Source organism: Modestobacter sp. SSW1-42 (assembly GCF_046635825.1).
Classification (GTDB): domain Bacteria; phylum Actinomycetota; class Actinomycetes; order Mycobacteriales; family Geodermatophilaceae; genus Modestobacter.
The window spans coordinates 292,138-308,534 of sequence record NZ_JBISCA010000005.1; the positions used below are offsets into that span (position 1 = coordinate 292,138).

Consider the following 16,397-nt stretch of genomic DNA (forward strand, 5'->3'; position numbering starts at 1 on the left):
GAAGCGCCATCGAGCACTGGTCTGCCGGTTGGCCCGGGGTCGGTGGGCATCAGTCACCTCCGCGGCGACCTGGTCTTGATGTCGGTGCACGTCCAGCGCGATCTGGCCACTCGGCCGGTCGGCCGGGCATTCAGAAGTCGACCACTGACGAATGACGAGGCCCCTCCCAGCGGGCGGTGGGGTCGCAATCGTTTGATCAGGTCGCCGCTCACCTCGTCAAAGGCGCGTACTTCACACCGGGAGACTTGCGCCGTGCCCACGATGTGGGGGTGGTCGCTCAGCACCATCGGCGTCTGCCGACGGTCCCGCACAAACAGGCAACTGCGATGCACGCGCCGGAGAGGGGTGTGGTCGCAGTCACCCGCGAATCATGACATCGCGGGACGACAGTGGTGCGTAATGACAATTAACAGTCGCCCCTCGAGTGACTCCAGACCCGTTCGGCTCAGTGGTGTCCAGGTCCTGCGATGGACGGCGACCGCTTACCACGGTGCGTCGTGAGAATCGCGATGCACCGTGACCGAGGAGGTGAAGACGTTGCGACGACCGGGCAGTGAGGGTCATGCGCACGCAGTCGCCCGAGAGGCGCCGCAGCTCAGACCTCACCCCTACGACGGCCACGCCGCCGATGAGCAACGGCGGACCTCACGGTCCATCGCGCACTCGGACGTCAGGCGTCGCCTCAGCTCGGCAGAACCACGCCGCGACGAGTAGGCGGCAGTTAGGCAGCTGTGAGCCTGTCGCCAACCACGCGAGCGATGGCACGGGCCAGGGGCGGCGGTACTGCGTTACCGATCTGACGAGCGATCTCAGCCTTGCTACCGCACCAGACGTGACGATCGTCGAAGCCCTGGACAACCGCGGCCTCAGCATGGGTCAGCGCGCGGTTGACCTGGTCCCCGCCGTTCTCCCACTGTGGGTGCAGGAAACGCCCCTTCTCGGGCTTGAAGAATTCCGTACGGATGGTGACGCCTGGTTCGTCCCACCGAAGTCGGCCCAGCACGTCGCTCCGACCGACCGGATCACGACGCCAGCAGGGGTACTGCAGGTCCTCGGGAAGTTGCAGTCGACTTTGGCCCGGGGCGATGTGTGCGTAGCGGATCTCGGACGTCAGGTCGTACCGCTTGGTCACGTGCAGATCCCGCAACTTGAACGCACCAGGCACCGAACGACCCTGGAAGTCCAGGAACGACTCCGGCAACCACTCGTCCCGCACACCCGGATCAAGGACGACCGGTCCGGACAGGAACGCCTCACGCAGGGTCACCCACCTCGGCAGGTTCGCGGTGGGCCGCCGGGCATGACTGGCGACCGGCGCGCTCACTGGACCGATCCGTGAACCGACGATGATCGTGCGAATCCGTTTCTGCGGCGTCCCGAAGTCAGCGGCGTTCAGGCGGAAGACCTGCGTCCTGAAGTCCGCCAGCTGGCCCCCCTCACCCGCCGCAGCGCGCAGGAGGTCGAACTCGGGTGTCTTCGCGAAACGGTCGACGTTCTCGAACACGAACATCCGGGCGTCCGAGTCCCTGACCACTCGGACGAACTCGCGCCAGAGCTGGTTGCGCACGTCGGCGGGGTCGCGTCTGCCGAGCGCCGAGAAGCCCTGGCAGGGCGGCCCACCGATCACCAGGTCGACGGGCGGCACGTCCCGGAAATCGGCGATGTCGCCGGCGAAGGTGTGCGTGCCCGTCGGGTCGAAGTTCGCCGCATAGGTCGCCGCTGCGGACCGATCGAACTCGACTGCCCCTGAGCTCCGGAAGTCACCCTCGTCGACGAAGCCCCGAGTGAGTCCGCCACAGCCGGCGAACAGGTCGAGCATGGTGATTCCAGCGTCCCGCACGGCGTCACGCTAGCCAGCCGCAGGGCACCCACCACCACCGGCTCACCGGTGATCCCTTCATGGGTACTGACCCAACCGCTGGGACGGACCTCAAGAACATCATGAGCAGCAGCAGTTCCCAAACGTCCGCCGGGTCTGCCGTCCGCGCCATGAGGCCCGGCCCGTGCAATTGCGTCTCACGCAAACCGACAGCGGGGTGGCCCACTTGCTCAACCAGCACTGCGGACTCGTCGCCGGCAGGGCCGCTGTGCGGCCAGTCTGGGCCTCCCCCGCCTCGTTGCCGCATAGAAGGAGCCGTGCCGGCTGCTCAAGACCTACGGCGAGGCGGCGTTCGACCACATCCTTACCCGTCCACGCTCGAACGGCGACAGTCGGGCGCTGAGACGGACCATCGCCGATGGTTTGACCGTCGGTCGACCGCGGTCGGGTTGCCGAGCGTGAAGTCCTGATCCACGTCCTCAAGCGGTTCTCCCGCCGGGGCGCAATCACCGACTTCGAGTCGCTCCACGGCGATGAGCGCTAGCGCCAACTACAGGTGGCGGCATCGAAGTCCGCCGAGCTGCTCAGCGTCCGGGCACAGGACGTCGGCCTCGTCACGCGAGCGTCCGACCACCTGGTCCGTCTCGACGGACCGCATGCTCGATGACGTCAACGGCGGCGATCGGGTCCTCGTGCTCCCAGAAGCGCAGCACCGTCCAGCCGAGGTCGTGCAGATGTTCATCGGTCTCGTGATCGCGCTCTCGGTTGCGCTCTAGCTTCGCCACCCACCAGTCGCGATTGGCCGCGGGAGTCGTCCCGTGGACCGGACACGAGTGCCAGAAGCACCCGTCGACGAAGACGGCAACGCGCCGCCCAATGAAGGTCATGTCCGCTCTACGCCGCGACATGCCAGGCAACGCCGCATCTACCCGGTAGCGCAGCCCGCGCCGATGCGCCTCACGACGGATGGCCACCTCTGGGGCGGTGTCCCGCCGCCGGGCACGACTCATCCGGGCAGCCACTTGAGGGCTCGACGCAGGAGGGCGAGCCTCCACGCGGTCACCCTCCGTCACTCGTCCGATTGTGCTCGCCCGCCGTGGGAAGCACCCACCTCGCCCGGTTGAGCTCGGTTGCGGGCCCGGTGACGGAACTGTCATCGGGCGCGCTTACCGTCGGTGCCAGCCCGCGGTCGATAGTGTTGTGGGGAAGGACGCGCGTGCCTCTACAGGGCACGCGCCGGCATGAACGGTGGGTGCTACTTCGGTGAGCGAGTCAGTCGACGAGGGGCACGGAGACCGCCCGGACGAGGCTTCGTTGCGGGTCATCGATCTGTTCGCCGGGTGCGGCGGTCTCACCGAGGGCTTCAAGCAGACCGGCCGCTTTACACCCGTCGCAGCGGTCGAGCACGACCTGGCCGCTGCTGCCACCTATGCAGCCAACTTCGGTGAGGACCACGTTTATCCGGGGAAGATCGAGGACTGGGTCACGGGAGAACTCCCGGACGCAGAGGTCGTCGTGGGTGGCCCCCCGTGCCAGGGTTTCTCCAGCCTTAACAGGCGCAGGCTCGACGATCCCCGCAATGAACTCTGGCGTCATTACATGGAGACGCTGGTCAAGGTGCGGCCAAAGGCCTTCCTCATTGAGAACGTCGACCGGTTCGGAGCGAGTGATGAGTTTCAGTTGCTCCGACAGGAGACCGAGCTCGGCGGTATGCTCGAGGACTATCAGATCGACGCGCGGGTCGTACGAGCGACCGACTTCGGGGCGGCCCAGCTCCGCCGGCGTTTCATAGTCATTGGCACGTTGCGGGACCTACCGAAGATCGACGTGCCCAACGGGACGGTGCCCAAGGACGAGTGGCGAACGGTGCGCCAGGCTTTCGAGGGACTGACTGGGGACGTGGACCCGGGGGAACAGCAGCTGCCCTCGATGACCACCGAGGCGTTTGGACACATCCTGCCAGGGGTCTTCAAAACTCCCGACCTGCACATCACGAGGAACTATCGCGAGGTGTCCCTCAAGCGCTTTGCGCGCATTCCCGAGGGCGGCGACCGTCGCGACCTGCCGAATTTTTTGAAGGCGCCGTGCTGGATCGGCCACAACTCCGGGTCGTTCGACGTGATGGGGCGCATGCACTGGGATCGCCCTTCTGTGACCATTCGCACCGAGTTCTTCAAGCCAGAAAAGGGACGCTACCTCCATCCCGACCGCCCTCGGGCAATAACGCATCACGAGGCCGCTCGCCTACAGGGCTTCCCGGACGAATTCCAGTGGGTGGGCGGCAAGCTGGCCATCGCACGTCAGATCGGGAACGCCGTCCCGGTTGAACTGGCTCGCGGACTCGGTGAGCACATCGCGAGTCAGCTGAGGTGATGACCCTCCCGCGACTGCTCCCCCGGGCAGTCGAATTCGCGGGCGTGTACATCCGGTTCACCGCAGCCATGTAGGCGTTGGGCGAGCGGATCGCAATCGCAACTACGAACGGCACTCGGAGGGCTAGCCAGATGGACTATGGCCACCACGCTTTCCCCTCAGGAGCTGGACAAAGGCGATTGCCGACGTGTTCGAGGACCGTTTGCCGGTCCAATCATCAGTCGCTCCGCCAGGTCATCGACAGTCGCGCCTAGGTCGTAGGCCGCCAGCAGGTTCACCCGGTCACCAGCCGCCGCGATCGCTCAACCGCCGGCCGAGTGAGCGTGTGTCTCATCATCGTTGAGCAGGACCGCGACCTGATTCGCAGGGACTACAGCCAGGCCGAGAGCAGGAGGGCCCCGTCAGAACCTTCGAGTAGTCGTCCGCGGAGACCAGCGCCCGCCTGATGGGAAGGCTCAAGGTGATGCGCTTCTGCGCGGAGTCCTAGAGGCGGCGCCCGGTCCCCACCGTGCCGCCTGGTCCACGCCGCCAGGTCCGGTCGGCGATACCCGCAGCCTTACACGCTTCGAGTGCGCGGACTCTTGCTCACCACCTGCCCGGCCGTCGCCTTCCGGACTCGGCCGGTCAGTCCGACAGAGTCCTGGTCAACTCATGCACCGACCGCTTGCGGGCAACATCTTCCTGACGCTCCTGCTGCCCGTCCACCTCAGGATCCAACTTGACGCCGAGCGGGGCGCCCGTCGCCCCAGTCTGCGATCCCCAGCCAAAGGCGAACGAGTCCCCACGATCTGCTCCATGTAGGCCGGAGAGGTTGATCGTCCCTCGAGCACCTCGAGCCCCACGACGCCGGGACGACGAACTCAGACGTGGGATGTTGAGCGCATGTGTTACTCGGCGCCCGGAAGCCGTCCCCATGCTCGAACTCCTTCGGTGGTGACGCTCGGGAGCGAGGGGCCGCAATCGTGACCGCGACCAAGGGGTACGACAACAAGACTGTCCAAGCGATTCGGGGAACCGAGGACAGAGCTATCGCCAAGTGGGAGGCGGCAGGCTGGCAACTGGTCAACCGTGAGCAGGGAGCCTTCCGCACAGCCCTTACGTTCCGGCGCTCTAGGCCCAAGAAGAGTCTTGCAGCGGCCGCTGCCCTCACGTTCCTGCTGCTGGTTGCGGTCGGCGGCCTGATCATCGGCCTGATCTTCGGCGACGACGAGAACACGACCGCTCGGCCGACGGCCGCCACCGCAAGTTCTTCCCCCGCCGATGTCGCGTCATCAGCGCAGCCATCCGCACCGACTCCCTCGGAGTCGACCTGGGAGGAGACGGAGGACGCCGACCTCAACTTTGAGGAGACTGCTCGCTTCCGCTCGACCGCTGGGAACAGCGACATCCCGCTGGAGATCACCGTCGGGTCACCGGTGTCCTTCACCCCGAGCAAGGCGGCCACCGTCTTCGACGCGCGGGCCGCGGTGGGCGGCGAGGCGGGAGAGCTCCACGAGGCCAACGTGTACTTCACTGTCACTATCAGGAACCTGTCGACTAGCCAGGCGTTCGAACCGGACTTCGTGTTCTCCGACGTGACAAAGACCGGTGCCGACGACCAGGTCTCGGTGGTCCTGGAGGGAGACGTCGTCGGCATGATCGGATGGCCGCAAGTGATTGCTCCCGGAGGGGCGTTCATCCTCAAGGACGGCTACAGCGTGCAGGACGCCACGGCCATCGAGTACACCCTCGATATCGACGGCCTCGCCGGCCAGTCCTTCCACTTCTCCCACTAGCGGACTCGCACCGCCGGGTGGACGCCGGTCACTTCGACGCCGATCAACCGCACCGCTCCGGTACCCGGCGTGGTGAGATTGCAGCCTGGCGAGGCCACGCCTAGTGCGCGGCAACGAGTACGCAGCGGAGTGGAGCCTGACATGCCGATCACCCTCTTCAAGGACACGACGTACAACCTCAACGGCCTTGTCGGCGACATCAAGCGCGGCGAGGTGGCACTGCCAGACATCCAGCGACCGTTCGTGTGGCCCGCTGCCAAAGTCCGTGACCTGTTCGACTCGATGTACCGCGGCTTCCCCGTCGGCTACCTGCTGTTCTGGGAAACTGGTGCTGGCACCGGCACGCGGCAAATCGGTACTGACGTTAAGCAGGCTGCGCCTCGGTTGCTGATCGTCGACGGGCAGCAGCGCCTGACCTCCCTGTTCGCGGTCCTGACGGGGACGAAGGTCGTTCGCGAGGACTACACCGAGGGGCGCGTCCGCATCGCGTTCCGACCGACGGACGCCACTTTTGGTGTCACGGACGCGGCAATCGAAAAGGACCCCGAGTTCCTTCCGGACGTGTCGGCTCTTTGGGGCGACGCAGGGCGGAAGAAGACAGTCCGCGCCTTCTTCGACCGGCTGCGCACCAAACGTTCCCTCAGCCAGGCTGAGGAGGACCGTCTCGACGACGCCATTGACCGACTGTACGACCTGCACAACTACCCGTTCAAGGTTGTTGAGCTATCTGCGGACGTCGACGAGGAACAAGTCGCCGAGATTTTCGTGCGCATCAACTCCGAAGGCGTCAAGCTCAACCGCGCCGACTTCATCCTCACGCTGATGAGCGTGTTCTGGGACAAGGGCCGCGCTGAGCTCGAGGACTTCTGCCGGGCGGCTAAGCAGCCTTCCATAGCCAAGGCGTCGCCCTTCAACTGGTTCATCCAGCCTCAGCCTCCGCAGTTGCTGCGCGTGTCGGTGGCTTTGGCGTTCCGTCGTGCAGTCCTCAAGACGGTGTACACCCTGCTGCGCGGCAAGGACTTGGACACTGGTCAGGTGTCGGCCGACAAGCGTGACAAGCAGTTTCAGGAGCTGAAGGCGGCTCAAGAGCATGTGCTCAACCTGACCAACTGGCATGAGTTCTTGCAGTGCTTAGAACGAGCCGGCTACCGCAGCGGGAAGATGATCACCAGCGAGAGCGCCGTCCTGTACAGCTACGGCCTGTGGCTCGTCGGTCGCGTCGACTACGGCATGAGCGTCCAGCAGTTGCGCGAGGTCATCGCCCGGTGGTTTTTCATGGTTCAGGTGACCGGCCGTTACACCGGCTCATTCGAGAGCCAGGTCGAGTCCGACCTCGCCCGCTTCGCCGACGTGAGGACCGCCGACGGCTTCATTCAGGTGTTGGACCGTGTCGTCGACGACACCCTATCGGCCGACTACTGGACTATCACGCTGCCCAACGACTTAGCGACCTCAGCCTCACGCAGCCCCGCACTGAGCTCGTACATCGCCGCGCTGAACATCCTCGATGCCGACGCGCTAATGGGCACCGGCAAGGTCCGATCTCGGCTTGATCCGGCTATCGTCGCGAAGAAGGGCATCGAGCGGCACCACCTCTTCCCCAAGGGCTACCTGCGCGACGCCTTGAAGATCACCGATACCAAGCAGGTCAACCAGATCGCCAACATGGCGCTGGTTGAGTGGGCGGACAATATTGCCGTCTCCGACGACCCGCCCGTGACGTACTGGCCCGCCCAGGTTGCCGCTCGCAGCTTTACCAACGACAAGCTCGCCGAGCAGATGCGACTTCACGCCCTGCCCGACGGCTGGACGAACATGGCCTACGACGATTTCCTTGTTGCTCGTCGCAAGCTGATGGGAGCCGTCGTCCGCGACGCCTTCACACAGTTGCGCAGCAGCTCCTACACGCCCAGCTACCCGCAGCCATCACTTGCGTCAGCCACAACCGGGAACGCGTCGACGCACGCCGAGACGTCCGTGCTGTTTTCGTTGGCCGAGATGATCGAGCAGGGACTGCTCGCCTCAGGGGCGGTGCTGATGCCTACCGAACCTTACGTGAACGTTCTCGCGACGGTTCTCGAGAACGGTGACCTGGAAGTCGGGGACCAAGTCTACGAGACGCCTACCGCGGCGGCCGTGGCCTCGGCCGGCAGCAGCGTCGACGGCTGGTACTTCTGGTTGGCCGACGGCCCCTCTGGACCGGTTCCACTCGCTCATCTGGCATCTCCGCAGGCTGACCACTAGCCATTGAGGCTCGGCTGCGGAGTTGGCCGCCACTCCACTTGCCCAGCGCGCTAGGCAGGTCCGCTGAGGCATGACGGTGAGCCGGAGCAACACCTGGGCATCGAGGGTGGGTCCGATGGCCCCCGCATGTTTAGGGTCCACCTCGGCATGGTGGGCTATGTGCCCGCCGCGATCATGGGGGCGGCTCACGTCTGCTTCTGAAGGCTGCGGTTTCCGGGTCACCATGACGCAGAAGGCCATGACCACTGCTCACACACGCCTTCACCGCAACGCACCAGCCCTGCATCGAGCTCAAGTAGCGGCGCTCCTCTGTGTAGGTTCGGTCAACCACCTGGGACTTCTCTACCGGATGAGCCCGCAGCCAGCGGTCCGTGGCTTCGCGCGTGGTGTTTGATGGTTGCTGGTCGTTTCTCTCGCCTCCACGACCATCTTGACCCTCGTGTCGTCCGGCCGTCCGGCCGTCCGGCCATCCGGCCGCGTCCGAGTGATCAATGAAAATCGTAAGGTCGTTAGTTCCGCCCTTGGCTTCGCGCGTCCTGGGCCGCGTGATCGACTTCGCCCTGAGCGCGACGACGTGGCGTTCAGGCACTCAAGTCGGCATCTGCACAACGGCCCACTTCGGACAGCCTCTCCCCTGGGCCTGTGGCTTGTGACCCACCCACAGGCCGAGGGGAGTTGCCTTCTCCCTGGCTGCGTCCAGGCCACAGGAGGCGTGAGACCACTCTGCCCCGGCCGCCCCCTCGGCGCTCACGAGCAGCGGCAGATGCCTAAGACGCTGGGGCGAGCACCGCAAGAAGGACACGGCGCAGCGGCCTCAGAAGCTCGGTCTGTTCGAGCCGTCGTGGACACGTCACTGAATGATACCGACTTCAAGGAGCCCGCGCTCGGGCGGCTCCCCTGAGTCGCGGAGCGCAGTTGCGCTAGCACGGCATCGACGTGATTTTGAGTAACGGTGACGCCGCGAGAGCGGAGCAGTGAAAACAGTCTCGCAGCTCCGAAGTGGGGATGAGTCGCGGCGGCGCGGCGGATCTTCTCCGTCTTCTCCCCCATCAGCGGGTCCCGCCTAACGTGACTTCCGCTTTGCAGGGGCGACGTAGGAGCCTTCCTGACCGCGGTCACTTCGGCAGGGCTGACCGGCGTGCCGTTCCTCGTGAGATATGCCGCGAGGCTCTTGGCGTCAGCGCCCGGATAGGCCTTGGAGGACGCGAGGATGGCCTGGCGCGTGCTTCGCGAGATCGGCGGCAACCACTCGGCTGGCTCTGGCACTGCATGAGACTCCTGGGGCGCCTGCGGCTCCTGCCTTCTCCGGCCACGTGCCGAGGACGATCGCCGCTGCGACTGTGGACTATCGGGGATGCCAGCATCACGGCGCGCCGATCGGGTCGTGGACATGCTGGCCGACTGGGCGTCCCAAGGCAGCTGAGCTTCAACGACTTCATCCTCAGAGGATCCGCCGCGATCACGCGCGTGATCCGCGAACCAGTCTTCGATCGACCCTGCCATGACGCCTCCCTCGTCGGTGTGCAGGAGACCACACAGAGGGCCCGAGGACAACCATCCCTCACTAGGGCACTCGCCGGCCACGGATCTGAAATCAGCACTTTCACACTAACGCGCCAGACAGGCCGCGCTGGCCTGTCTGGCGCCGTGCGACCTTAGTGCGACCACGGGGCACCTTCGCCAGGTCACCCTGTGGGCCTACGGATACCTATCCGCAGGAACGGGCCGAGGACCAGGTGCCCAGTCGACGTCCCTCGGGTCTTCGTTGAGCTCGCCGCCTGAGCGTTGCGGTCGAGTTGAACGGGATTGCTACGGCGCGCAGTCCCGCAAGCGCACGCGCGTGAGGGTCTCCGCCAAAACGCGGAGACGCTATGCAGGCAGCGCGCTGGGCCGCTTCCTGATCAGCGGGTTCTCGATCAGGCCTTGACCGCTACTCCCGCGCCGGCGTACCACGTTTCCAACCTACGGGTCAGGTCACGGGGCCGCCAAAAGCCGCATTGCAGCAAGTTCCGTGTAGGCAGGCGTCCAGAGCTTCCCCCACTGACCCTCTGGGTCCAGGTAGGCCTCCGGACCGCACGCAGTCATGCGCTCGCAGGCTCGTCAATCGCCGCCTCATAGAAAGCATCAGCCAAGGCGATGATGACGCCGTTGATCGCAGGCCCATCGCTGAAGAAGTAGTCGGCCATGGTGTTGTGAGCGCCCTGATTGTCGATGACCGCCTCGGTGACCGCGGATGTGAAGTCCTGGGACTCCATGAACTGCCGCTTGGAGTTGACCCGTGTCTGCTTGACCAGTTCGGGGTCGGCAAGGAGCCGCTGCACGAGCGCTTCGACGAAGCCCGAGACTTGTGACTGGGTGAAGGACTCAGCGCCGAACAGGTCGTTCATCTTGTCGATGACGATCTGAAGGGCGACGAACTTCGGCTCCTTCTTCGTGCCGGTGCCGGCGGCGCTGATGCCCTTGAGCTGTCCGTCGCCCGTCAGCGAGATGTCAACCGCGGCGCCCTTGGTGTGCTTGACCCCAACCAGGACCACGTCGGACAGGTCGACCTCGGCCGCCCAGGAAGTGTCGTCGATGACCCGCTCCAGGAGGCGCAGGAAGATCGAGAGCATCTCCAGGTAGGGGTCGCCGTAGTCGACGATCTGGCTCATGAAGTCGTAGAGCCGCACGTAGGTCGAGACGTCCTTGCGGAACAGGTCCAGCGCGTTGAGGGTGACCTTGTCGTCCTCCTCGATCGCCCGGGCGTAGCGGCGCGCGAAGTCGTGCTGGGCCGGGCTGATCGCCGCGGAGAGGGCGTTGTTGCCCTTCCGGGTGACCCACAGCTCGGCGACCTGGCGGACCTGGTCCTCCGTGTAGATGCCGGCCTGGGCGAGCTTGGTCGACAGGTGCACGACGACGTAGGGGTCGGTCTCCGTCTCCAGGGTGGCGTTTTTGAAATACGGCTCGAAGGCGGCCTTGATGTCCTCGGGCTTGTTGATGAAGTCGATGACGAACGTCTTGCGCTTCTGCTCCCCGCCGGCGGTGCGGTGGGTGCGGTTGAGCCGCGACAGCGTCTGCACCGTGGTCACGCCCGACAGCTTCTTGTCGACGTACATCGCTGAGAGCAGCGGCTGGTCAAACCCGGTTTGGAACTTGTTGGCGACCAACATGACCTTGTAGGTCTCGCCCTTGAACGCCGCGGCCAGGTCGGCGCCGGCGCCGGGGTTCATGTTCGCCTCGGTGAAGTCGTCGTCCTTGCTCGGGGCCGGCCCCCAGTCCGCGCCCCAGACCTCGTCCTCGCCCATCCGCACCGCGCCGGAGAAGGCCACCAGCGTGCGGTAGGTGTAGGAGGCGTCCGCAGCGGCCCGCTTTTCGATGTAGGCGTCGATCGCCTTCTTGTACTTCACGGCGGCCTTGCGTGAGTCGGTCACGACCATTGCCTTGGCCTTGCCCTCGAGCAGGTGGGCGACGTTGGCGTGGAAGTGCTCGACGATGATCTGCACCTTCTGGCTGATGTTGGTGGGATGCAGCCGCACCCACCGCATCAGGCCCTTGCGGGCCGCCCCCTCTTCGACCTCGCCCTCGCTGCTGGCGTTGCCGGCGATCTTCAGGGCGGTCTCGTAGGCCTGGTAGCCCTTGAGGACGTCGAGGATGTAGCCCTCCTCGATGGCCTGCTTCATCGAGTACAGGTGGAACTCGCGCGGCTTGCCGTCGGGCCCCTTGCGGCCGAACAGCTCCAGCGTCTTGTTCTTCGGGGTGGCGGTGAAGGCCAGGTAGGAGATGTTGGGGGACTCGGCCCGTTCGGTCATCTCCGCGGCCAGGATGGCCTCGACATCCACCTCGCCGCCGTCCTCGATCTCCTGGAGCTCCTCCGCGGTCAGGACCTGCTTCAGCTTCGAGGAAATCTGACCGGACTGCGAGGAGTGCGCCTCGTCGGCGATGACGGCGAACGTCTTCCCCTTCAAGCCTGCGTCGGCCCGGATCTCCTCCAGGGCGTGCGGGAAGGTCTGCACCGTCACCGCGATGATCAGCTCGCCGTTCTTCAACGCCGTTGCCAGCAGGCTGGACTTCGACTTTGCGCCCGCCTTGCGGACGTCCTCGGGGCTGATGGTGGCCACGATCTTGCCGGTGCCGTCGATCTGCCGGATCGCGTCCTGGAGCTGCCCGTCGAGCACCGTGCGGTCCACGACCACGATCACGGAGTCGAAGACCTTCTTGTTGTCCACGTGCAGGCGAGCGAGCCGGTGCGCGGTCCAGGCGATCGTGTTGGTCTTCCCCGATCCGGCCGAGTGCTCGATCAGGTACCGCTGCCCGACGCCCTCCTCAGTGACCGCGGCCACGACGTCGGTGACCGCCTCCCACTGGTGGAACCGGGGGAACAGCATGCTCGTACGACGCACCGAGGTGCCGGTGGCGACGTCCCACTCCTCCTTGGCTTCCACGAGCATCAGCCGGCCGATAATGGTCAGCCAGGCGTCCTTCTCCCACACCCGCTCCCACAGGTATGCCGTCGCCGACCGCCCGTCCGCGCCGGGCGGATTCCCCGCCCCGGCGTCGTAGCCGGTGTCGAACGGCAGGAAGTGGGTCTTCTCCCCCTCCAGCTTGGTGGTCATCGCCGCCCGGTCGTTGGAGACCGCGAAGTGCACCAGCGCCCGGTGCCCGAACGACAGCAGCGGCTCCGGCCGGCCGTTGGTCAACGGGTTGCGGCTCTTGCGGTACTGCTGGATCGCCTCATCCAGCGACTGGGTGAAGTCTGTCTTCAGCTCCACCGTCGCCACCGGAAGACCGTTGACGAAGAACACCAGGTCGATGCTGCGCTGGTCGGCGGTCGAGAAGTGCACTTGCCGCATAACCCGAACACGCATCGCCGCGTAGTGGGCGTTCGTCGTCTCGTTTAGCGTCGTCTCGGGCCGAAATTGGGCCATCTTCAACCGGCCGCCGCCGATGTACTGCACCCCGTTGCGCAGGATGTTCAGCGTGCCGCCGCCGTGCTCCAGCGGCTTGTCCAGGGCCGTAGTGAGCACGTCGAGGAACTTCGCCGGCGATCCGGCCGCCTTCAACGCCTTCTCGTAGGCCGTCCGCTGGGTCGCCTCCAACCACGCGAACAGGTCCTCCGGAAAGAGCGCCTGCTCCCTGTCATAGCCCGCGTCGTTTGTCGAGGACAGCCAGCCATGGGCAGCCAGGTAGTCGGAGATTTCGGTCTCGAAGACGACCTCGTTGTGGTCGCCCATCACGCGACCTCGCGCACGTCGATCTGACCTGTCACCGCGGCCGTGATCAACGCTGCACGCCGCTCCTTGGACAGTTCCACGAATCGCTCCGACTCCGTGATGAGCGTGTCGATCTTGGCGGTCTCTTGATCGAGCATCTCCACGACGCGTATCTGCGCCTCTGGCGGCACCGACGGAACACGCATCGCCCGCAGCTTCTCGGCTGTAAGGTGCGGGATGGTGGACTTGTTGCAAACGATGTCAATCACTCCGATGTCGCGGTATGTGCGCAGTAGGTAGCCCAACCACGCGGAGGACCAGCCGTCGATCGGGCGGAGTCGGTTGACTGTCTTCTGGAAAGACCAGCCGGGCATGTCCTGCCGAATGACCTCATTCGTCCCCACCGCGCCGCCCTCGACCACCAGTAGGTCACCAGCGAGGAGGTTGAGATTTGCCGCTTCCGCGGCGGAGTAGGGCATCTCGTTGACATCGTTGAGCTTCAGCCCATCGTCCTGAATGTTGCCTGCGCGGATGTATGGAAGCATCTCATCGTCCGCACGGACCACCTTGCCTGCGTCAAGCATCTTCCCGAGGGTCACCGAGAAGTGATGCCCGATCGCGGTGAACGCCGTATCCGCCGTCGGCGCGAAGGGGTTCTCAGTGCCGAGCACCGCCGCCCGAATCACATCCTGACGCCGCCCGCGCAGCATTTCGATCAGTCGCCCCTGCTCTTTGATGAGCGCGTCGATGCGGGCGGTCTCGCGGTCGAGGTAGTCCACGATGGCGCGCTGCTCGGCGTGATCGGGGATGTAGGCGTCGATCGTCTTTAAGACCGAGAACGGGACCTCCGTAGTTCGAACGTTGGCCTGGTCCCCTGCCCCGATTCCTCGTTCGCGCTTGATGAGCTCCTCGGTGAACCATGATGACTTCATCAGGTAAGCGACGAAGTGCGGATCCGTCCCTTCCCGCGGTCGCATGACCTCGTAGTGATAAGTCACCAACCCGTCCTCAGCAGCGACGCCCATGGCACCTGAGCGGATACTCATCTTGTTGAAGACGATGTCGTTCGCTCTGCAAACCTTGTAGTTGTCGAGGGATTCGGCTCGCTGTGGAGCGTCCGTCAGTTCGCTTCGCCGGATAACGCCTCTCGTCTGGGAAACGGACATGAGGGGAAGGTCAGCACCAGGGACGCGCTCGTCGATTTTCTCCATCGCATGCCCGAAGCGCGTCACTGCTCCACCTCGCGCAAGAGCTCGAGGATCTTGGCGACCTGCTTCTCCAGGTCGGCGTCGATCTCGGCCAAGGGGCGGGGCGGGACGTACTTGTAGAAGTGCCGAGTAAAGGGGATCTCGTAGCCGGTCCTCGTCTTAGTCCAGTCAATCCAGGCATCGGGAACGTGTGGCTTCACCTCGGCGTCGAAGTAGGCCTGGATGGCCTCGACCCTGCCGGCGGCGCCGGTGGTGAAGCCGCCGTAGGTGAAGGGCACGTTCTCGGTGTCGCGCTTCTTCGAGTCGGCCTTGGGGGTGCCCTTGCGGTCGACGACCGGGTTCCCGGTCTCGTCGAGGAGGGGTCGCTCGACGGTGATGGACCAGTAGCCGAAGTCGTTGTTGGACAGGACCTTCGAGTAGTCGGGGTCGGCGTCGGTGAAGTCGGCGTACAGCTGGACGACTCTGGCGCGGTCAACGTCGCTGATCTGGCGGCCCTTTGAGCCCAGGTTCTTGCGCATTTTGGTCCAGAACGAGGTGCCGTCGATGAGCTGGACAAGTCCCTTGCGGTCGGCGTGCTTGGTGTTGTCCAGGATCCAGATGTAGGTGGCGATGCCGGTGTTGAAGAACATGCTGGTCGGCAGCGCCACGATGGCATCCACCAGGTCGTTCTCCAGCAGCCACTGGCGGATGTTGGAGGGCCCGGACCCAGCGCCTCCGCTGAACAGCGGCGAGCCGTTCATGACGATCCCAACCCGGCCGCCGCCGTCCTCGGGTGCCCGCATTTTGTGAGCGAGGTGGAGCAGGAAGAGCATCTGCCCGTCTGAGGTGGCCGGGAGCCCGGGGGCGAACCGGCCGTAGGGACCGGCTTCGTCGCGTTCCTTGGTGATGGCCTTGGCGTACTGCTTCCAGTCCACGCCATAGGGCGGATTGGACATGCAGAAGTCGAACTGGCGGCCCTTGAACGCGTCTTCGGTGAGGGTGTTGCCGAAGGCGATGTTGGTCGCGTCGTGGCCCTTGGCGAGCAGGTCGGACTTGCAGATTGCGTAGGACTGGGGGTTGTACTCCTGGCCGTACAGGCTGAGCCGGGCGTCGGGGTTCTGGGCGAGGAGGTGCTCCTCGGCGAGGGAGAGCATGCCGCCGGTGCCGGCGGTGGGGTCGTACAGGGTGCGGACGATGCCGGCCTCGGTCAGCGCGGCGTCCTTCTCCGCGAAGAGGAGGTCAACCAGCAGCCTGATCGCGTCCCGGGGGGTGTAGTGGTCCCCGGAGGTCTCGTTCGCGGCCTCGTTGAACTTCCGGATGATGTACTCGAAGGCGTCCCCCATGTCGGAGTTCGACACCTTGTCCGGGTGCAGGTCTACCGCTCCGAACGCCTTGACGATCTCCCGCAGGAGACCCGCCTTCTCCAGGGCGAGAATCTCCTTCTTGAAGTCGAAGTACTCGAACACGTCGACGTCGGCGGAGAACCGGTCGACGTAGTCGGTGAGGTTGTCCGCAAGTCCGTCGGCGTCGGCCAGCAGGTTCGCGAACGAGTAGTTAGAGGTGTTGTAGAAGGCCCGTCCTGTGGCCTTAGTGACCTCGACCTTGAGCCGGTTCGGGTTGTCGTACTTGGAGGCCAGCTCGCGCACGGTGGCGCGGTCGGCCTCCAGGATGGAGTCGAGACGTCGCAGGATCGTGAACGGGAGGATCACGGTGCCGTACTGGTTGGGGCGGTAGGGGCCGCGAAGTTGGTCGGCGATCGACCAGATGAAGCTACCGAGCGTGCTCACGGAGTTCCTCACGACAGACGACG

Annotated in this window: 8 protein-coding genes; 3 read left to right on the forward strand and 5 right to left on the reverse strand. The window is 65.1% G+C overall.

All coding sequences use genetic code 11. From position 1 onward, the window contains the following. Positions 1-721 precede the first annotated feature (721 nt). Together ACGBYP_RS18650 and ACGBYP_RS18655 are read right to left on the reverse strand one after the other, a co-directional pair. A complete protein-coding gene (locus ACGBYP_RS18650; protein WP_411586512.1) occupies positions 722-1,819 on the reverse strand; it encodes a DNA cytosine methyltransferase in 1,098 nt (365 codons plus the stop codon). Positions 1,820-2,433: 614 nt separating this feature from the next. After that, positions 2,434-2,829: a very short patch repair endonuclease gene (locus ACGBYP_RS18655; RefSeq protein WP_411586757.1), complete on the reverse strand. Its 396-nt coding sequence runs from the start codon at positions 2,827-2,829 to the stop codon at positions 2,434-2,436. 253 nt (positions 2,830-3,082) lie between these two features. Here ACGBYP_RS18655 and ACGBYP_RS18660 point away from each other — a divergent pair, with 253 nt between their 5' ends. The 3 genes from ACGBYP_RS18660 (at position 3,083) to ACGBYP_RS18670 (ending at position 8,211) form a co-directional block, all read left to right on the forward strand. Continuing rightward, positions 3,083-4,192 carry a DNA cytosine methyltransferase gene (locus ACGBYP_RS18660; RefSeq protein WP_411586513.1) on the forward strand — a complete coding sequence of 370 codons (1,110 nt, stop codon included), beginning with the start codon at positions 3,083-3,085 and terminating at the stop codon, positions 4,190-4,192. A 962-nt stretch (positions 4,193-5,154) separates the two neighbouring features. Continuing rightward, positions 5,155-5,967, forward strand: coding sequence for a hypothetical protein (locus ACGBYP_RS18665; RefSeq protein WP_411586515.1), 813 nt, complete (start codon positions 5,155-5,157; stop codon positions 5,965-5,967). A 141-nt stretch (positions 5,968-6,108) separates the two neighbouring features. Further along, the gene (locus ACGBYP_RS18670; RefSeq protein WP_411586517.1) at positions 6,109-8,211 is read left to right on the forward strand and encodes a DUF262 domain-containing protein; all 2,103 of its coding nucleotides are present in this window, start codon (positions 6,109-6,111) and stop codon (positions 8,209-8,211) included. 2,081 nt (positions 8,212-10,292) lie between these two features. Here ACGBYP_RS18670 and ACGBYP_RS18675 read toward each other — a convergent pair. Genes ACGBYP_RS18675 through ACGBYP_RS18685 form a run of 3 tightly spaced genes read right to left on the reverse strand, consistent with a single transcriptional unit; the run spans position 10,293 to position 16,374 of the window. Beyond that, the gene (locus ACGBYP_RS18675; RefSeq protein WP_411586519.1) at positions 10,293-13,421 is read right to left on the reverse strand and encodes a type I restriction endonuclease subunit R; all 3,129 of its coding nucleotides are present in this window, start codon (positions 13,419-13,421) and stop codon (positions 10,293-10,295) included. Then, positions 13,421-14,632 carry a hypothetical protein gene (locus ACGBYP_RS18680; protein WP_411586521.1) on the reverse strand — a complete coding sequence of 404 codons (1,212 nt, stop codon included), beginning with the start codon at positions 14,630-14,632 and terminating at the stop codon, positions 13,421-13,423. Before ACGBYP_RS18680 ends, ACGBYP_RS18675 begins: the two co-directional genes overlap by 1 nt. Further along, a complete protein-coding gene (locus tag ACGBYP_RS18685; RefSeq protein WP_411586523.1) occupies positions 14,629-16,374 on the reverse strand; it encodes an N-6 DNA methylase in 1,746 nt (581 codons plus the stop codon). Before ACGBYP_RS18685 ends, ACGBYP_RS18680 begins: the two co-directional genes overlap by 4 nt. Positions 16,375-16,397 lie beyond the last annotated feature (23 nt).

What these genes read in the sequence shown, in the direction of transcription:
- ACGBYP_RS18670 (WP_411586517.1), top strand. Translation starts at nt 6,109, where the DNA reads ATGCCGATCACCCTCTTCAAGGACACGACGTACAACCTCAACGGCCTT.
- ACGBYP_RS18655 (WP_411586757.1), bottom strand. Translation starts at nt 2,829, where the DNA reads ATGAGTCGTGCCCGGCGGCGGGACACCGCCCCAGAGGTGGCCATCCGT.
- ACGBYP_RS18675 (WP_411586519.1), bottom strand. Translation starts at nt 13,421, where the DNA reads ATGGGCGACCACAACGAGGTCGTCTTCGAGACCGAAATCTCCGACTAC.
- ACGBYP_RS18650 (WP_411586512.1), bottom strand. Translation starts at nt 1,819, where the DNA reads ATGCTCGACCTGTTCGCCGGCTGTGGCGGACTCACTCGGGGCTTCGTC.